This is a genomic window from Caballeronia sp. dw_19 (genome assembly GCF_018449515.1).
In the GTDB taxonomy this organism is placed as follows: domain Bacteria; phylum Pseudomonadota; class Gammaproteobacteria; order Burkholderiales; family Burkholderiaceae; genus Caballeronia.
In genome coordinates, this window is record NZ_JAAVUQ010000005.1 from 1 (window position 1) to 18,207 (window position 18,207).

At 60.9% G+C, this 18,207-nt stretch carries 17 protein-coding genes; 1 reads left to right on the top strand and 16 read right to left on the bottom strand.

Translation table 11 applies throughout. The features are described 5' to 3' along the window. Positions 1-61: 61 nt before the first annotated feature. From HB376_RS08570 to rpsB, 16 genes are all read right to left on the bottom strand, one after another. Positions 62-853, bottom strand: a complete 792-nt coding sequence (locus HB376_RS08570) for an RNA methyltransferase (RefSeq protein ID WP_213763082.1) — start codon at positions 851-853, stop codon at positions 62-64. A gap of 11 nt (positions 854-864) precedes the next feature. Further along, on the bottom strand, positions 865-1,590 hold the full coding sequence (gene rnhB, locus HB376_RS08575) for a ribonuclease HII (protein WP_213763084.1): 726 nt from the start codon (positions 1,588-1,590) through the stop codon (positions 865-867). Next, positions 1,590-2,756, bottom strand: a complete 1,167-nt coding sequence (lpxB, locus tag HB376_RS08580; RefSeq protein WP_213763086.1) for a lipid-A-disaccharide synthase — start codon at positions 2,754-2,756, stop codon at positions 1,590-1,592. The genes rnhB and lpxB overlap by 1 nt, the downstream gene beginning before the upstream one ends. Positions 2,757-2,767: 11 nt before the next feature. After that, positions 2,768-3,556 (bottom strand): acyl-ACP--UDP-N-acetylglucosamine O-acyltransferase, encoded by a 789-nt coding sequence (gene lpxA / locus HB376_RS08585; RefSeq protein WP_213763087.1) that lies wholly within the window; start codon positions 3,554-3,556, stop codon positions 2,768-2,770. 62 nt (positions 3,557-3,618) lie between these two features. Continuing rightward, on the bottom strand, positions 3,619-4,107 hold the full coding sequence (gene fabZ / locus HB376_RS08590) for a 3-hydroxyacyl-ACP dehydratase FabZ (RefSeq protein ID WP_213763089.1): 489 nt from the start codon (positions 4,105-4,107) through the stop codon (positions 3,619-3,621). A 142-nt stretch (positions 4,108-4,249) separates the two neighbouring features. Continuing rightward, a complete protein-coding gene (gene lpxD / locus HB376_RS08595; protein WP_213763091.1) occupies positions 4,250-5,377 on the bottom strand; it encodes a UDP-3-O-(3-hydroxymyristoyl)glucosamine N-acyltransferase in 1,128 nt (375 codons plus the stop codon). A 16-nt stretch (positions 5,378-5,393) separates the two neighbouring features. Then, complete coding sequence (locus HB376_RS08600; protein WP_213763093.1) at positions 5,394-5,912, bottom strand: OmpH family outer membrane protein; 519 nt, start codon at positions 5,910-5,912, stop codon at positions 5,394-5,396. Positions 5,913-6,122: 210 nt separating this feature from the next. Beyond that, positions 6,123-8,435, bottom strand: coding sequence for an outer membrane protein assembly factor BamA (gene bamA / locus HB376_RS08605; protein WP_213763094.1), 2,313 nt, complete (start codon positions 8,433-8,435; stop codon positions 6,123-6,125). Positions 8,436-8,534: 99 nt separating this feature from the next. After that, positions 8,535-9,920 (bottom strand): RIP metalloprotease RseP, encoded by a 1,386-nt coding sequence (gene rseP / locus HB376_RS08610; protein ID WP_213763095.1) that lies wholly within the window; start codon positions 9,918-9,920, stop codon positions 8,535-8,537. A 7-nt stretch (positions 9,921-9,927) separates the two neighbouring features. Continuing rightward, on the bottom strand, positions 9,928-11,133 hold the full coding sequence (locus HB376_RS08615) for a 1-deoxy-D-xylulose-5-phosphate reductoisomerase (protein WP_213763098.1): 1,206 nt from the start codon (positions 11,131-11,133) through the stop codon (positions 9,928-9,930). A gap of 18 nt (positions 11,134-11,151) precedes the next feature. Continuing rightward, positions 11,152-11,985 carry a phosphatidate cytidylyltransferase gene (locus HB376_RS08620; RefSeq protein ID WP_213763099.1) on the bottom strand — a complete coding sequence of 278 codons (834 nt, stop codon included), beginning with the start codon at positions 11,983-11,985 and terminating at the stop codon, positions 11,152-11,154. Continuing rightward, a complete protein-coding gene (gene uppS, locus HB376_RS08625) occupies positions 11,979-12,761 on the bottom strand; it encodes a polyprenyl diphosphate synthase (protein ID WP_213763101.1) in 783 nt (260 codons plus the stop codon). Before uppS ends, HB376_RS08620 begins: the two co-directional genes overlap by 7 nt. 64 nt (positions 12,762-12,825) lie before the next feature. Further along, positions 12,826-13,386, bottom strand: a complete 561-nt coding sequence (frr, locus tag HB376_RS08630; RefSeq protein WP_213763102.1) for a ribosome recycling factor — start codon at positions 13,384-13,386, stop codon at positions 12,826-12,828. A 95-nt stretch (positions 13,387-13,481) separates the two neighbouring features. After that, positions 13,482-14,195, bottom strand: a complete 714-nt coding sequence (gene pyrH, locus HB376_RS08635) for a UMP kinase (RefSeq protein WP_158936770.1) — start codon at positions 14,193-14,195, stop codon at positions 13,482-13,484. 377 nt (positions 14,196-14,572) lie between these two features. After that, the gene (gene tsf / locus HB376_RS08640; protein WP_213763103.1) at positions 14,573-15,454 is read right to left on the bottom strand and encodes a translation elongation factor Ts; all 882 of its coding nucleotides are present in this window, start codon (positions 15,452-15,454) and stop codon (positions 14,573-14,575) included. Between the two features lie 273 nt (positions 15,455-15,727). Beyond that, positions 15,728-16,480 carry a 30S ribosomal protein S2 gene (gene rpsB / locus HB376_RS08645; protein WP_213763105.1) on the bottom strand — a complete coding sequence of 251 codons (753 nt, stop codon included), beginning with the start codon at positions 16,478-16,480 and terminating at the stop codon, positions 15,728-15,730. 476 nt (positions 16,481-16,956) lie between these two features. Here rpsB and map point away from each other — a divergent pair, with 476 nt between their 5' ends. Beyond that, on the top strand, positions 16,957-17,766 hold the full coding sequence (map, locus tag HB376_RS08650) for a type I methionyl aminopeptidase (RefSeq protein WP_213763106.1): 810 nt from the start codon (positions 16,957-16,959) through the stop codon (positions 17,764-17,766). Positions 17,767-18,207: the final 441 nt, after the last annotated feature.

Here is an 18,207-nt window from a genome sequence, read left to right on the forward strand (position 1 = left end):
TTGACCCGGACCGCTAACCCCAGAACCGACCACCCCAGCACAAACCCCGACCACCGCCCCCCTAGCGCGAGCGAAATCCCTGCCGACATTGCTCAAAAAGGCAAACCGCAGCGGCCGCCGCTACATTCAGCGACTCCATGCCACCCGGCTGGGGAATGGTCACCCGAAGCGTCGCGTGGTCGCGCCAAAATGGCGAAACACCCGCACCCTCATTGCCCATGACCCAAGCCACAGGCCCCGACAAATCCACATCGTAGATCGCCTTCGCACCGTGCGAATCAGTGATAGTCACCCGCACCTCGGGAGAAAACCGCGACAACAATTCCGCCGGTTCAACATCCTCGTAAATGCCGAGCAGGAAATGCGCGCCCATGCCAGCCCGCAGCACCTTCGATGACCACGCAAACACCGTCCCGGGCATGCAAAACACATGCTGAATCCCAGCCGCCGCGGCACTCCGCAAAATAGATCCAACATTGCCGGCGTCCTGGATGCCATCGAGAACCAGACACGTCCCGGTAATGCGCTCGGGCAACAATGGCGCAACCTTCTCGACCAGCAACACCATCCCCACACCATGCACGACACTCGATAGCTGTCCGAACAAAGCATCGGGCAACGTATAAACATGCGCAGGATCGATCCGCCCGACAATCTGCCGCGCTTCATCGTGCTGAAGCGCACCCTCGGTGACAACGCACGTCTCAGGCTGCCCACCCACATCAAGATAAGCACTGGCGAGATGCAGCCCTTCGAGCAACGCGTGACCACTGCGGCGCTGCTGCGCGGTCGATCCGGCGAGCGCCTTCAGGCGCTTGTAAAGCGGGTTATCCCGCGAGGTAATGGCTTTCACTTGGGGAGAATTCAGAACGGAGGAGCGTCGATGCCCTGCTCCGCGGCAGCCGCTTCCAGCACCCCGGCTGCGACAACCGGCAGCGCCGTGCTCAATCGCGCATGCGCCTCGCGCACGGGCGCAAACGAACGCCGATGATGCTCGCAAGGCCCATGTTCAAGCAACGCCCTAAGGTGCTGTGGCGTACCGTAACCAGCGTGGGCATCGAAACCATAAACGGGGTGGACTTCGTGCAATTGCAATAGCATGCGGTCGCGCGTGACTTTAGCCAGAATCGACGCAGCCGAAATCTGCGCGATCAACGCATCGCCACCAATAATAGCCACCGAACGCATCGACAATTGAGGACACCGATTACCATCAATCTTCGCCACCGTCGGCGTAACCGACAGCCCTTCCACCGCGCGTTTCATCGCGAGCATGGTGGCGTGGAGAATGTTGATTGTGTCGATTTCCTCAACCGTCGCCGAAGCCACGCAATAAGCCAGCGCACGGTCGATAATTTTCTCGTACAACTCCTCGCGCTTCCTGGCGCTCAACACCTTCGAGTCGTCAAGTCCGCGAATTCTGGGTTTCGATGGATCGAAGATCACCGCAGCCGCAACCACAGGACCCGCCAGCGGGCCACGCCCAGCTTCGTCCACGCCGCAAATGACGTCGGACGGCGTATCGACATCGAAGTCGAACGCAGGCTGCCCCGCGCGCCGTACCACGCCCTTCGCAACGATCTTCACCATTACCGCGGCCTCCTCGTTTCCAGAACCTGCGCCACGGCCTCGGCCGCACGTTGTGCGGTGTTCTGACGCAGCGCGTGGTGCATTTCCGTGAAGATTTCCGTCAGTGTCGCGCGGTTCGCTTCGTCGTTCAACTGTTTGAGCGTGGCGTCGGCGAGCGCTTCCGGCGTGGCGAAATGCTGGAGAATCTCCGGCACGACAAACCGCCCGGCCAGAATGTTCGGCAAACCGACATACGGCAAATAACCCTGCCGCTGCATGATCTGACCCGTCAGCCAGGGCACTTTGTACGAGATGACCATCGGCTTCTTAAGCAACGCCGCTTCCAGCGTCACCGTGCCGCTCTTGACCAGGATGGCGTCGGCGGCGGTCATCGCGACCTGGGCCTTGCCTTCAGTAATAGTCAGGGCCAGATTCGGATGGGCGGCCACCAGCGGCTGCAACAATTCGCGCAACGCGGCAGTCGCCGCCGGCATCACGAAACGCACACCGGGTTCGCGACGCTGCATCAATTCCATCGCGTCGAAAAAGGTCGGGCCGATCAGCGCGATCTCCGAACGCCGGCTACCCGGCAGCACGGCGATAATCGGTCCGCCTTCCGGCAAGCCCAATGCGCGCCGCGCGCCTTCAACGTCAGGCACGAGCGGGATTTCATCGGCGAGCGGATGGCCCACGTACGTGGACGCAATACCCGCCTTCTCCATCAGCGCCGGTTCGAACGGGAACACGCACAGCATGTGATCGACGGCTTTGACGATCTTCTTGATCCGCCCGCCACGCCACGCCCAGATCGACGGACACACGAAATGCACCGTCGGAATACCGGCGTCGCGCAACGCGTGCTCGAGACCAAAATTGAAATCGGGCGCATCCACGCCGATAAACACCGACGGCGGCTCCGCCAGCAGTTGCCGCTTAAGCTCGTTGCGAATGCCCAGGATCTCGGGAATATGCTTCAGCGCTTCGACATAACCGCGCACCGTGAGCTTGTCCATCGGCCAGTGCGCGTCGAAACCAACGGCCGTCATGCGTGGGCCGCCAATACCATTGAACTGCGTACCGGCCGGCAAGCGCTCATTCAGGCCGCCCAGCAGGGAAGCCGCGAGCAGATCGCCCGACGGCTCACCCGCCACCATCGCAACGCGCAGGGGGGCGGGGGCCAGCGTCATTGGGCGCTCGGTCAACGGATGATGCCGCGCTGCGACGCGTCGATAAAATCGGCCAGCGCCGTCACGGGCGCATCACCATCGCCGCCTGCGGACGCGAGTTCGCGCAATTGCACCTTCGCTTCTTCAAGCGTCGCGCCGCTCTTGTACACCACGCGATACGCCGAACGCAGCGCCGAAATAGCCTCAGCCGAAAAGCCGCGCCGGCGTAGCCCTTCCACGTTGATACCGTGCGGTTCAGCCTTGTTACCGGCGGCAATCACGAATGGCGGAATGTCCTGCACGAGCGCCGAAGCGCCGCCCAGCATGGAATGCGCGCCAATGCGCACGAACTGATGCACGCCCGACATACCGCCGACAATGGCGTGGTCGCCAATGATCACGTGCCCTGCCAGTTGCGCGTTGCTCGACATGACGATGTTGCTGCCGAGCTGGCAGTCATGGCCCACGTGCACGTACGCCATGATCCAGTTGTCGTCACCGATGGTGGTCACGCCCGTATCCTGCACCGTACCGGTATGAATGGTGGTGAATTCGCGGATGGTGTTGCGGTCGCCGATCACGAGCCGGGTGGGCTCGTCCTTGTACTTCATGTCCTGCGGCCGGCCGCCGACGGATGCGTAGTGGCCGATGCGGTTGTCGCTGCCGAGGACCGTATGGCCTTCGATTACGCTGTGCGAGCCGATAGTCGTGCGCGCGCCAATCTGCACGTGCTGGCCGACGATCGCGTACGGACCGACTTCGACGGATTCGTCGAGCTGCGCGCCCGGCTCGATGATCGCGGTAGGGTGAATCTTGCTCATGCGCCCTCGCTTGGTGTTCTGTTGCTGAGTTTGCTCTGCTCTGCCCTGATCAGCCGCGCCGGTTAAGGCGTGCCTGGCGTCTTCGTGTCGGCGGCCGTGTTCTTCACGGTACACATCAACTCGGCTTCGGCTGCCACCGCACCGTCCACTTCGGCACGTGCGCTGAATTTCCAGATGCCGCGCATATAGCGCTCGAAGTTCACGTTCAGGATCAGCTGGTCGCCGGGTTCGACCACGCGCTTGAAACGCGCCTTGTCGATGCCCACGAAGTAATACAGGGTCGTTTCCGGATCGTGCGGTTCCTTTTCCTCGGCGAACGTCAGCAGCGCGGCCGCCTGCGCAAGCGCTTCGAGAATCAGCACGCCGGGCATCACCGGCCGTGTCGGGAAGTGACCCTGAAAATACGGCTCGTTGACCGTCACGTTCTTCAGCGCTTTGATGCTCTGATGCGGCGTGAGTTCGAGTACACGGTCGACAAGCAGGATCGGATACCGATGCGGCAGCAACGTGAGAATCTTGTGGATGTCTAGATTGATTTTTTCGGTGCTCATAGTCGTTCTGCTCGCGCGCTTCACAGCGCGGGTGTTGACTGCGAAACCGCTCGTCAGGAAACTTATAAGCTAACAAGCCTGCCAAGCGGCTTCGCGTGGGATGCCGGTTTTTACCGCGGGTTTTACCGCGGGTTTTACCGTCTTAATGCTTGCCTGAAGTGCTGTCCGGGGTGTTATTCGCGGTGGTATCCGGGTTAATGCCTGCGGCTACCGCCGCTTCGAGCGTCTTGATGCGTTCCCGCAACTTGTCCAGATTACGCACAATGGCCGCGCTTTTGTTCCAGTCCGCGTGATTCACGGCGGGGAATGCGCTGGTGTACATGCCCGGCTTCAGCAGCGACTTCGACACGCCGGACTGTGCCGTGACAATCACGTAATCCGCCAGCGTTACGTGGCCCGCAATGCCCACCGCGCCGCCGATCATGCAATGCCGCCCGATATTCGTGCTGCCCGCAATGCCCGCACAGCCTGCAATCACCGTATAGGCGCCGATCCGGCAGTTATGCCCGATCTGGACCAGATTATCGATCTTTACGCCTTCCTCGATCACCGTGTCGGCCATTGCACCCCGGTCGATCGTGGTGTTCGCGCCAATCTCCACGTCCTGCGCCACGACCACGGCGCCGACTTGCGGGATCTTGACCCAGCTGCCGGTGCGCGCGTCGCCGTCGCCGGCAAAATCCGGCGCAAAACCAAAACCGTCAGCACCGATCACCGCACCCGCATGCACGATCACGCGCGCGCCGAGCTTACAGTCATGATAGACGGTCACGTGGGGATAAAGATGGACGTCGTCAGCCAGCTTCACGCCCCGGCCGATAGTCACGCCCGCATCCAGCTTCACGCGCTCGCCAATCTCGGCGCCCGCTTCCACGCTCACGTGCGGCCCGATCACGGCACTGGCGGCCACCTTCGCCCTAGGATGGATAAACGCCGTGGGATGCACGCCGGGTTCGACCGGCGGCGTCGCGAGGTCGATGAAAACCTGCGCGACACGCGCAAAATAAGCGTAGGGATTCGCCGTGACAATAAAGTTACGCCCTTGCCGCGACGTCACTTTCTCCAGGTCCGCCGGCGAAATCAACACCGCGCCGGCCTGCGTGCTTTCCACTTGAGACAAATACTTCAGGTTCGCGAGAAAGGCGAGTTGCGTGGGGCCGGCCTGGTCGAGCGGCGCGAGGCCGTTCACGCGATGCGCTGCATCGCCTGCTATGTCTCCACCGAACCGTTGTGTCAGTTCGCCAAGCGTGATCGCGCTGTCTGATGCCATCCGGTACCGCTCCCGATCAGTTCGAACTACTAGCTGGATTGGCCGACAGGCTCGCCTGATTCGCGGCCAGCGCCTTCAGCACCTGATCGGTGATATCGATGCGCGGACTGACGTACACCGCTTCCTGCACGATCAGGTCGTAGTGCTGCGCCTCGGCAATCTGCTTGATGACCTTGTTGGCCCTGTCCAGCACGGCAGCAAGCTCTTCGTTGCGGCGCTGGTTCAGGTCTTCGCGAAATTCGCGCTGTTTGCGCTGGAAGTCCTGGTCGAGCTGCGACAAATCGCGTTGCTTGGAGGCACGGTCGGCAGGCGCCATGGCGGCGCCGTTCTTGTCCATTGCGTCCGACATGGTCTTCAGCCGCGCCGCCATGTCCTGCAACGCCTTGTCCCGCTTCGAAAACTCTTGTTCGAGCTTCGTCTGCGCCGCCTTGGCCGCTGCGGACTCACGCAAGATGCGATCGGAGTTGACGGCTGCAATCCGGGTCTCCTGCGCCTCTGCCTTGGCGGCACCCATCAGGCCGAGCGTCACCGACATAACAAGCGCCAACGCTACATGTTTCGAAAGCTTACCGGTTCGCAAAGTCTTCCTCACGTTACTTATTTACACCACTGACTGATGATGCCACCCAATCAGGTCACTGAATCAGATCACTAAGTCAGATCACTAAGCCAAGCCTCTGCGTCAGGCGTCCCGGTTCCGCGACAAGAACGGAAAACCGGGCCACCGACACATCCCGATCGTGGTTTAGAACGCCGTACCGATCTGGAACTGGAACTTCTGATACTGGTCGCCGGCATGCTTCGTCACAGGGAAACCCAAGCTCAACTTGAGCGGACCAATTGGCGAAATCCAGGCCAGACCGAAACCGTAACCATACCGCAGGCCGTTCGCACCCGTGCTGGTGCCGCCCTGACCCGGATCGCCCCAGACGTTACCGCCGTCGAGGAAGGTGAAGACGCGCAGCGTGCGGTCATAACCCGTACCCGGCAACGGGAAGGTCAGCTCGATGTTACCCACCGCCATGCGCGAACCGCCGATCGGGTCTCCCGTGGTCGTGTCACGCGGACCCAGTGAGCTCGGTTCATAACCGCGAACCGAGCCGATACCGCCAGCATAGTAGTTCTTGAAAATCGGGTACGTCTGGCCGTCCAGGCCCTTACCGTAGCCGCCCTGCAAGTTCAGGCCGAGCACGAAGCCGCGCGCGAACGAGTAGTAATACTGAACCTGGGCGTCTGCCTTGATGTAGGTGGTGTTACCCGCCGGCGTACCGTATTCGAAGTTCGTCTGCGTGTAATACCCGCGGCTCGGGACCAATGCACTGTCACGATTGTCACGCGACCAGCCAACCGTCACCGGCACGTTGTTCACTACGCGGCCGAACTCGTTGACGTAGTCCTTGTAGCTCTGCGGCGTGTTGGCATCGACGTCGAGCGTGTTCTGCTCGAGGCCCGCGCCGAAGTACACCGTGTCCTGCTCCGAGAACGGAATGCCGAACTTCAGGTCACCACCGATGGTAACGATCTTGAAGCTCGAATCGGTCGAGTAATACAGCGGCTGATACGTGCGGTAGTACAGGTCGGTAATACGCTTGATGCCGTCGATGGTGAAATACGGATCGACTTGCGTCACCGTCAACGTCCGGTACGTCTTGGCCGTGTTGACATTGACCGAAAGGCTGGTACCCGAACCGAACACGTTGTCCTGCGACACGCCCGCTGACAGCACCACCTTGTCCGTCGATGAAAAACCCGCACCGAGCGTAATCGCGCCGGTCGGCTTTTCCGTGACTTTCACGTCCACGTCCACCTGGTCGTTCGTCCCTTCGACCGGAACCGTGGTCACATCGACATCGGTAAAGTACCCGAGACGATTCACGCGATCCTTCGACAGCGCCAGCCGGCTCGAATCGAACCATGAGCTTTCGAGCTGACGCATTTCCCGGCGCACGACTTCGTCACGTGTACGCGTATTGCCGGCGATGTTCACGCGCCGCACATACACGCGGCGACTCGGATCCACATTCAGCGTCAGGTCGACGGAGTGATCGGCTTGATTGATCTGCGGCTGTGCGTTGACCTGCGCGAACGCGTAGCCATATTCGCCGAGCTTGTCGACGATGGACTTCGTGGTCGCCTGCAGCTTCTCGGCCGAGAAACGGTCACCCGGTTTGATCTTGATGAGCTTGGTCAGCTCCGCCTCGCGGTCAAGCAGATTGCCCGAAAGCTTGATCGCGCTGATCTTGTACGGCTCGCCTTCGTGCAGCGCGATCGTCAGGTACATGTCCTTCTTGTCGGGCGAGATGGACACCTGCGTCGAGTCGATGTTGAACTCGAGATAACCGCGATTCAGGTAGTACGAGCGCACGTTTTCAAGGTCGCCCGAGAGCTTGTCCTTCGCGTACAGGTCGTTCTTCGTGTACCACGAGAACCAGTTCGGCGTGGACAACTGCATCTCGTCGCGCAGCGTGCTCGTGCTGACCGCCTTGTTGCCGATGAAGTTGATCTGGCGGATCTTCGCGCTCGGACCTTCCGCCACCGAGAACAGGATCTGCACGCGGTTGCGGTCGACCGGCGTCACGGTAGTCGTGACTTCGGCAGCATAGAACCCGCGCGTCAGATACTGACGCTTGAGTTCCTGTTCTGCCTTGTCGACGAGCGCCTTGTCGTACGAGCGCCCTTGCGACAAGCCTACCGCGCGCAACGCCTTCGCCAGGTTGTCCTTTTCGAACTCGTGGATCCCGGAGAAATCGATTTGCGAAATGGCCGGACGTTCCTGCACCTGCACCACCACCACGTTGCCCTGTGTGGCGATCTGGACGTCATTGAAGAAGCCCGTTGCATAAAGCGCGCGAATTGCCTCGGAGGCTTTGTCGTCGGTGAACGTGTCGCCCTGCTTGATAGGCAAATAGGCGAATACCGAACCGGGTTCAATGCGCTGCAGGCCGTCAATCCGGATGTCCTGCACGACAAACGGCGTTGTCGCGTGCGCCGCCATTCCGGTTGCGGCCAATGCTGCGGCCACAGCCGACTTAGGAACAAAGCGATGAGGTTTGAACAACGTGCTTCCCCAGTGTGTATAGCTGCATCGAGCCGGACGGCGTTCGTTCAAGCGCCGCCAGACAAGATGAAAAAGGATCAAGGTTACGGCCAAGCCAGATCAAAAGCGGATCAGGCGGGCAAGGTCATTAAAGAGCGCGATCATCGACAAGGCGACGATGCAAACAAGACCCGCCCGCTGCAAAACCAACTGCCAGCGATCTGACACGGCTTTGCCGGTTGCGGCTTCAACCAAATAATATAACAGATGCCCACCGTCAAGAACCGGAATCGGTAACAAGTTCAATACGCCGAGGCTGATACTCACGAGCGCGAGGAACGACAGAAACGCCGACAATCCAAGCCGCGCGCTCTTGCCGGCGTAATCAGCGATCGTCACCGGCCCAGAAAGATTTTTCAGCGACGCTTCGCCCGTGATCATCCGCCCGAACATGCGCAGCGAATAAATGCTGATGTCCCAGGTCCGCCTGACGCCCAACTGCAGGCTTTCGACCGGCCCGTAACGCACGTCCACCGCCGGAATCCGGGTCGCGAGCGACGCGCCGATCCGGCCGACATCGCGATGCGTGGCAGCGTCCTGCTTGAGCTCCGGCACGATCTGCACGGCGCGCTGCGCACCGTTGCGCTCGATTGTCAGCGAAACCGGCGTACCCGGACGATGCTGCACATAGTCGATAAAACCCATCGCGTTATCGATCTTTTTACCGTCGATAGCGCGCAACACGTCACCCGCCTGCAAGCCCGCTTTCGCCGCCGCGCTGCCCGCTTCCACGCCGGCCACCGCCAGCGTGCCGCCACCCGGCTCGAAGCCGAGTTTATCCATGAAATCCTGGTCGACGTCCTGATCGTCGATCTTGCCCACGCTCACCGGGAAATCGAACGTGCCCTCGTTCGTCTTGGCCGTCAGCACCACAGGGCGGTGATCGAACGAAGCATCGAGCAGTTTCCAGCGCAGATCGGACCACGAGCGCACCTTGTGCGTCTCGCCACTCGCGTCGCTGCTGCCCTGCACATCGCGCATTGAAACGATCGTCTCGCCGCCCTCGAAGCCCGCCTTGGCGGCGACGGTGTTAGGCGCGGGCGTCGCAAGAATCGCCGCCGGCTCAGACACACCCCCGGCAAACACGCCGGCGAACAACAAAATGGCGAGAATGAAGTTCGCCACCGGACCCGCTGCAACAATCGCGATCCGCTTGAACACCGGTTGACGATTGAATGCGCGCGGCAAATCGGCTTCGGGAATGCTCGCTTCCGCTTCCCGTTCGTCGAGCATCTTCACGTAGCCGCCCAGCGGCAGCGCGGAGATCGTCCACTCGGTGCCGGTGCTCTTGCTGACCCACTTCACGAGCGGCTTGCCGAATCCGACCGAAAATCGCAGGACCTTCACGCCGCACAGTCGCGCGACGCTGTAATGGCCGAATTCGTGGACGACGACCAGCACGCCGATAGCCACCACAAACGCAACGATTTCAATCAGGAAGTTCATGGCGACCTCAGTGCAGGACGCGTTCGGCGTGCGGCGCGTCGGCTGTCAGCAAAGCGGCGAACTCGCCTGCCAGGCGACGCGCTTCGGCATCGGCGGCGAGCACTTCATCGAGCGTGGAGGCACTGCCGTTCGGCAACGCATCCAGCACGCGCTCGACCACTTCCCCGATCGCCATGAAGCCGATACGGCGAGCAAGGAACGCCTCCACCGCGACCTCGTTGGCCGCGTTGAGCGCCGCGCTCGCGGTGCCGCCGGCTTCCAGCGCCTTCAGCGCGAGCGCGAGGCAAGGGAAACGTTTCAGGTCAGGCTTCTCGAAGGTGAGCGACGCAATTTGTGCGAGATCAAGTTGAGCGACACCTGAATCCACACGTTCCGGAAACGCCAGCGCATAGGCGATCGGCGTGCGCATGTCGGGGTTGCCGAGTTGTGCGAGTACCGAACCGTCCGCGTAAGAAACAAGCGAATGAATCACGCTTTGTGGATGGATCAGCACTTCGATGCGCGATCCCGGCACGTTGAAAAGCCAATGCGCCTCGATCACTTCGAGACCCTTGTTCATCATCGTGGCGGAATCGACGGAAATCTTGCGGCCCATCGCCCAGTTCGGATGCTTGCAGGCTTCGTCGGGCGTGACGTGGCGCAGCGTTGACGGCTCGCGGGTGCGGAACGGGCCGCCGGATGCCGTCAAAATAATCTTCGATACCCCGCCGTGCAGCGCTATTTCACGCGGCATGCACTGGAACACCGCGTTGTGCTCGCTATCGACCGGGAGGAGCACCGCGCCATTGTCGTGCACCGCGTCGATGAAAATCTTGCCCGACATGACCAGCGCTTCCTTGTTGGCCAGCAGGATGCGCTTGCCCGCACGGGCGGCAGCCAGCGTGGGCGCGAGCCCCGCAGCGCCGACAATAGCAGCCACCACCGTGTCGCAGCCGGCGCTCGCCGAGGCGTCCACAAGCGCTTGCGGGCCGTAGCTCACCTCGGTCTTGCAGCCTTGGGCGCGCAGTGCGGCGGCGACCTTCGCGGCGGTATCGGCGTCACCGACCACCGCCACTTCCGGCTGGAACCGCACACATTGATCGACGAGCTTGTCGCCGTTACGATGCGCGCTCAGCGCGTAGACCTTGAAACGGTCCGGGTGCCGCGCCACGACGTCGAGCGTGCTTTCGCCGATCGAGCCCGTGGAGCCGAGCAGAGTCAGACGTTTTTGCATAAATCCTTCTTTAGCCGATTAGCCGATTGACTGGGCAACAGGACCGAGCAACAGGAGTGCGATCGGCAATACAGGCAACAATGCGTCGATCCGGTCAAGGACGCCACCGTGCCCGGGCAGCAATCCGCTCGAATCCTTGACGCCCGCCTGGCGTTTCAGCAGAGACTCGAACAGGTCGCCAATTACGCTGAATACGGTCAGCACCGTCAACGAGAGGAGCGCCCCGGCCCAGCCGAGATGCGCCACCAGCGCCGAAAAAAGTGTCGGCGCAAAAACCAGCGTGGCCGCGCCCGCCGAACCTACGATCATCACCGCCAGCCAGCCACCCAACGCGCCTTCGCGGGTTTTGCCGGGGCTGATGGACGGTGCAAGTTTATGCCGGCCGAACGCTTTTCCGGCGAAGTATGCGCCAATGTCGGCCAGCCATACGACTAGGAGAAGCGATAGCACGAACGCCACCCCGACCGTACGGGCTGCAACCAGCGCGTGCCAGCAGGCCACGAACGTCACAATGCCGGCGAACAGCAGGAAGACGCGCCACGCGCCGTCGGCAAGAGCGGGCTTGCGCGCAAGTGCGAACGGGCCGGCCAGCACCCAGAATATGGCCGCCATCTGATACAGCGGTTTGTAACCCAGCCCGAGTCGCGTACTGGCGATCAGCGCCATGCCGGCAATCACCGCGTACACCACCGGCGACCCTCCGGTCAGCTTGAGCAGCCGCCCCCACTCCCAGGCGGCGAAGATGACCACAACCGCGATCAATGCCGCGAAAACGCCCACCGGCGCGAACAACGTGATTGGCAGAAGCACTGCCAGCAGGACGATTGCCGTGATGACACGGGTCTTTAGCATGAAAGGGTGTCGGCCTTCTGCGATTGCGGTTCGAGTTGCGCACTGGTCCGCCCGAACCGCCGTTCGCGCTCAGCATACGATTCGATCGCGCGAGCCAGTGCTTCGGCGTCGAAATCGGGCCAGTAGGTATCGGTGAAATAGAGTTCTGTGTACGCCATCTGCCACAGCAGGAAATTGCTGATGCGCTGCTCCCCGCCCGTCCGGATGAACAGGTCCGGCTCCGGCGCATAGGCCATGGCCAGGTGCTGCTCGAACGCCGCTTCGTCGACCGGAACAACGCGGCCTTCCAGAACCGACTGCTCCGCCAGCTTTTTCGCCGCCTGCATGACGTCCCAGCGGCCGCCGTAATTTGCCGCGATGGTCAGTGTCAGGCGCGTATTGCGCGCCGTCTTGGTTTCGGCGCGCTGGATCAGCGCACGGATGCGCTCGTCGAACATGGAGGTGTCGCCGACCACGCGCAAACGGATGCCGTTCGCGTGCAGCTTGCCGACTTCCCGCTCCAGCGCCGTCACGAACAGGCGCATGAGGAACGAGACTTCGTCAGTCGGACGACGCCAGTTTTCGGAACTGAAAGCGAACAGCGTCACGAATTCGACGCCCTGGCGCGCACAGCTTTCGACCGTTGCCCGCACGGCGTCAACGCCGCGCGTGTGGCCGGCCACGCGCGGCAGGCGCCGCTGCGTCGCCCAACGGCCGTTGCCGTCCATGATGATCGCGATATGACGCGGGACAGCCGCGACATCGGGTACGCGAACGGTAGAGCTGGTATAGGTCATGGCCGCTGAATCTAAGTATCGACAGAGTGACGCGCCGGCACGACGCAAGAGACCGGAAACGGCCTCAAACCGTCATGATTTCGGCTTCTTTCGACACAACCAGCTTGTCGATTTCCGCGACGTTTTTATCGGTGAGCTTCTGGACGTCATCGCTTGCACGACGTTCGTCGTCCTCGGAGATTTCCTTGTCCTTCACGAGTTTCTTGAGTTGCTCGTTGGCGTCGCGACGCAGATTGCGCACGGCAATCTTGGCGTTTTCGCCTTCGCTTTTTACAACCTTCACGAGCTCGCGGCGGCGTTCTTCGGTCAGCGCGGGCATTGGGACGCGGATCTGATCGCCCTGGTTGGAGGGGTTCAGGCCCAGATCCGAATCACGAATCGCCTTTTCCACCACCGGCACCATCTTCTTTTCCCACGCCTGCACGCCAATTGTCCGGGCGTCGATCAGCGTCATGTTCGCTACTTGCGAAATGGGTACGCTCGAGCCGTAGTAATCCACCTGGATATGGTCCAGCAAGCCCGTGTGGGCGCGGCCCGTACGGATCTTTGCGAGATCGTTCTTGAACGCTTCGATCGATTTTTGCATCTTCTGATCGACGCTCTTCCTAATGTCAGCCAAACTCATGTGAGCCTCCGTACTTTTATTGCATGCAGTGCTGGCGGTGGCGGCGCGGTTCCTTGGGAGCGCACCCGCCCTTGCCCTTTTGTCACCGCGAGAGTTTACACGTGGACGAGCGTACCTTCGTCGTCGCCTTGAACGATGCGCTTGAGCGCGCCCGGCTTATTGATCGCAAACACGCGAATAGGCAGCTTCTGGTCGCGGCACAGCGCAAACGCCGTCGCGTCCATGACCTGCAGATTCTTGCCGATCGCTTCGTCGAAACTGATCGTGCTGTAGCGGGTGGCGGTCGGGTCTTTCTTGGGATCGGCGGAATATACACCGTCCACTTTCGTCGCTTTCAACACGACTTCCGCACCAATCTCCGAACCGCGCAGCGCAGCGGCGGTATCGGTGGTGAAAAACGGGTTGCCCGTACCCGCCGCGAAAATGACCACTTTGCCTTCTTCGAGCTGGCGAATGGCGCGCGGGCGGATGTACGGCTCGACCACCTGGTCCATGCGCAGCGCGGATTGCACGCGCGCCTCGATACCGGCGTGGCGCATGGCGTCCTGCAACGCGAGCGCGTTCATCATGGTCGCGAGCATGCCCATGTAGTCGGCCGTTGCACGGTCCATGCCGGCCGCACCGCCCGCCACGCCGCGAAAAATATTACCGCCGCCGATAACAACCGCGAGTTGCGTACCCATGCGCACCACTTCCGCAACGTCTGCCACCATCCTTTCGATTGTCGCGCGATTGATGCCAAAGGCATCGTCGCCCATTAGTGCTTCGCCGGAGAGTTTGAGGAGTACGCGTTTGTAGGCTGTGGGCATATGAGGGTTCCGATCGCGCCGAGAGGGAGTGCAACAACGTAGAACTGTAGGGGTGAAACGATATTTCCGGCAAGCATCCCATATTGGACAAGCCGCGGCGGCGCAACGGATTCACCCGGGGGTTAACCTGAATCAACCCCGGTTTGCCCGTCCAGCGCGGTCTTGACCGCCATGAGGGCGCGAGACGGACGTTCCGCGTTGGGGAACGCCCGCCTCACATTTAGCTGCATTTAGCTGCTTTTCACTGCATTTTTGACTCGGAGGCCAGTGCGTCTGCGTCGAGCGGCCCGGTTGAACGGGCCGGCTGATGCTGCGCCGACTGCGCGCGCGACTTCTGTATCTAGCCAGCCGCGCAGTCCTGACCGCCGTTTGACGCTTTAGCCTTGCTTGGCGGCGGCAACTTGTGCGGCCACTTCGGCAGCGAAGTCATCCGACCGCTTTTCGATGCCTTCGCCGACCACGAACAGCGCAAACTTCTGCACCGACGCGCCTGCCGCCTTCAACATCTGTTCGATCGTCTGCTTGTCGTTCTTAACGAACGTCTGGTTCAGCAACGAAACTTCCTTCAGGTACTTCTGGACGCTGCCGTCGACCATCTTGGCGACGATCTCAGCCGGCTTGCCCGATTCCGCGGCCTTTTGCTCGGCGATGCTGCGTTCCTTCGCGATCAGTTCCGCCGGAACGTCGTCCGACGACAGCGAGACCGGCTTCATGGCAGCGATGTGCATGGCAACGTCCTTGCCGACCTGCTCGTCCGCGCCCGTGAACTCGACCAGCACGCCGATGCGCGTGCCGTGGAGATACGAAGCCAGCTTGTTGGCGGATTCAAAACGCACGAAACGGCGAATCGACACGTTTTCACCGATCTTGCCGACCAGCGCGAGACGCACGGCGTCGACCGTCGAGCTTTCCAGCGGCAGCGCGCCGAGGGCGGCGACATCGGCCGGGTTGCTCTTCGCCACGATCTCGGCGACGGTTTTGCCGAATGCCAGGAAGTCGTCGTTCTTGCCGACGAAGTCGGTTTCGCAATTCAGTTCAACGAGCGAGCCCACGCCGCCGTCGATGTGCGCCGTGATGATGCCTTCAGCCGTCACCCGCGACGCAGCCTTGCTCGCCTTGTTGCCCAGCTTCACGCGCAGCAGCTCTTCAGCGCGCTCCATGTCGCCTTCGGCTTCCGTCAGCGCCTTCTTGCATTCCATCATGGGCGCGTCGGTCTTTGCGCGCAGTTCTGCCACCATGCTTGCGGTAATTGCCGCCATCATTTGCTCCTTGAGTCTGTGCCGTGCTTTCACACGTTCGCACTATTGACACGCGCCGCCGGCGAGAAATGCCCGCGGCCAGAATGGGGGTGCTGCCTGATACTTCGATAACTTCGATACTTCACAGATACTTCACGACTGTTTCGCGCCCTGCTGCCCACGAATAGTGCCGTTGTTACTTTACGTTGCAGTAGCTGCCGGTTAAAAAAAGGGGGCCTTTCGCAAAGCCCCCTTTTTTGCCGAAACCATCATGCCGGCGTCTTCTGCAGAGACTTACGCTTCTGCGTTGACTTCCACGAACTCGTCGCCTTCGCCGCTGCGAACTGCCTGAACCACTTCGTTCACCGCGCTCGAACGGCCTTCCAGGATCGCGTCGGCCACGCCCTTCGTGTACAACATGACTGCCTTGCTGGCGTCGTCGTTACCCGGGATCACGTAGTCGATGCCTTCCGGCGAGTGGTTCGTATCAACCACGGCAATAACCGGAATGCCCAGCTTCTTGGCTTCAGTCACGGCAATCTTGTGGTAACCAACGTCAACCACGAAAATTGCGTCCGGAATGCCGCCCATGTCCTTCACGCCGCCAATCGACTTGATCAGCTTGGCCATTTCACGTTCAAACAGGAGCGCTTCCTTCTTGCTCATGCGTTCCGTTTCACCGGCTTCCAGCGCTGCTTCCATGTCCTTCAGGCGCTTGATCGATACTTTCAGCGTCTTGAAGTTGGTCAGCATGCCGCCGAGCCAGCGCGCGTTCACGAAAGGCATACCAGCGCGTTGCGCTTCTTCCGCCACCGTGTCACGCGATTGGCGCTTCGTGCCAACGAACAAAATCGTGCCGCGATTCGCTGCCAATTGACGCACGTACTTCAGCGCGTCGTTGTACATCGGCAGCGTTTTTTCGAGGTTGATAATGTGAATCTTGTTGCGATGACCGAAAATGAACGGAGCCATTTTCGGGTTCCAGAAGCGAGTTTGGTGACCGAAGTGGACACCGGCTTCCAGCATTTCACGCATTGTTACTGCCATGAGAGTTCTCCGCGAGGGTTAGGTCTTAAGCCGGCTGCCGCATCGGGCGCCCCGTGTTTCTTAGCTTTTCGGGGCGCCGGACACCCTGGGTGCGCCGGCTTGCGATTCAAGTCCACTCTTCCCCGCACCTTCTCTCCATGTGTTTTTCAGAAAACATAATTTTCAGAAAAAACGCATTGAGAAGACGATTACAAAGTAGATGCAGACTTAGCCAGCGAGTATATCACGCTCAAATGGCACGACTCAAGATGCTCGTTCATCCGGATGCGAGCCCGGGCGGTGTTGCTTGTTGTGCCGCCCAAGCGGCGCGGGCGGGACAACAAGCAACAAAACGTCGGCAAAACAATCGCAGAATTCATGTGCCGGCTGCTCTAAAACCGCCGCGCCGGCCCGCACCCGGGTGCGGCGAGCCCTCTAAGGTGCGATAATGACCGATTGGCGCCAGCCGCCGCTTACACGCATTCTCGATACAAGTCATGTCCATTACGCTGAAAACCGACCACGATATCGCGCAAATGCGCGTCGCCTGCCGACTTGCCAGCGAAGTGCTCGACTTCATCACGCCTCATATTGTCGCCGGCGTGACGACGGGCGAACTCGATCGGCTTTGCCACGAGTACATGCTGAAAGAACAAGGCACGGTGCCCGCGCCGCTGAACTACCAGCCGCCCGGCTATCCGCCGTACCCGAAAGCCACCTGTATCTCGGTCAACGACGTGATTTGCCACGGCATTCCCGGCGACAAGGCGCTGAAAAACGGCGACGCGCTGAATATTGACATCACCGTGATCAAGGAAGGCTATTTCGGCGATACCAGCCGGATGTTCCTGGTCGGCGAAGGATCGATTCTGGCAAAACGCCTGGTGCAAACCACGTTCGACTGCATGTGGCTCGGAATCGACCAGATCAAGCCGGGCGCGCATCTGGGCGATATCGGGCACGCCATCCAGAAATATGCTGAAGCGCAAGGCTACAGCGTGGTGCGCGAGTACTGCGGCCACGGCGTGGGCCAGGTTTTTCACGAAGATCCGCAAGTGCTGCACTATGGCCGGCCCGGCACGGGCATCGAATTGCAGGCGGGCATGATCTTTACGGTCGAACCCATGATCAATGCTGGCCGCCGCGATATCCGCACCATGCCCGACCAGTGGACCGTCAAGACGCGCGACCGCAGTCTGTCCGCGCAATGGGAGCATACGGTGCTGGTTACGCCGACAGGCTATGAAGTGCTGACCGTGTCGGCGGGCACGCAAGCGCCTTCGGAATTGATCGCCGCAGCGGCTTGAAGCGGCTTGACCGAGAACCCGGAGCATGTGGTTCTACCGTTGACCGGCCGGGTTTTTTTGACGCTGCAGGTTGTGGCCGAGTCGTGCACGTATCGTGTTCCGGCCTATATCAACCGGGGCGAATCTCGCTATTTGGGTTGTGCTCCGCCCGTCAGGCGCTTTTCGCGCCATGAATTGTTGTCGTTGAGTCGCGCCGGATCTTGAGTTGTGCCCGATCAAGCCAGAGTTATTTCGCCCGGTTTAAAGACGGCTTAAGCTTGCTGTATAGCGTGGTATAGGAAGCTTACGGCATCTCGCCTTGGTCCGCGTCCAACAACTCGGGCTCGTGGTCAAGACTGGTCAGACAGCACCCTGCGTTGCCACGCCGCATCCAGCCCATGTCCGGGGTGCGCACTGACCGCATCGCGCGTGACCTGATTTAAAACCGGCGAACCGCCTGTT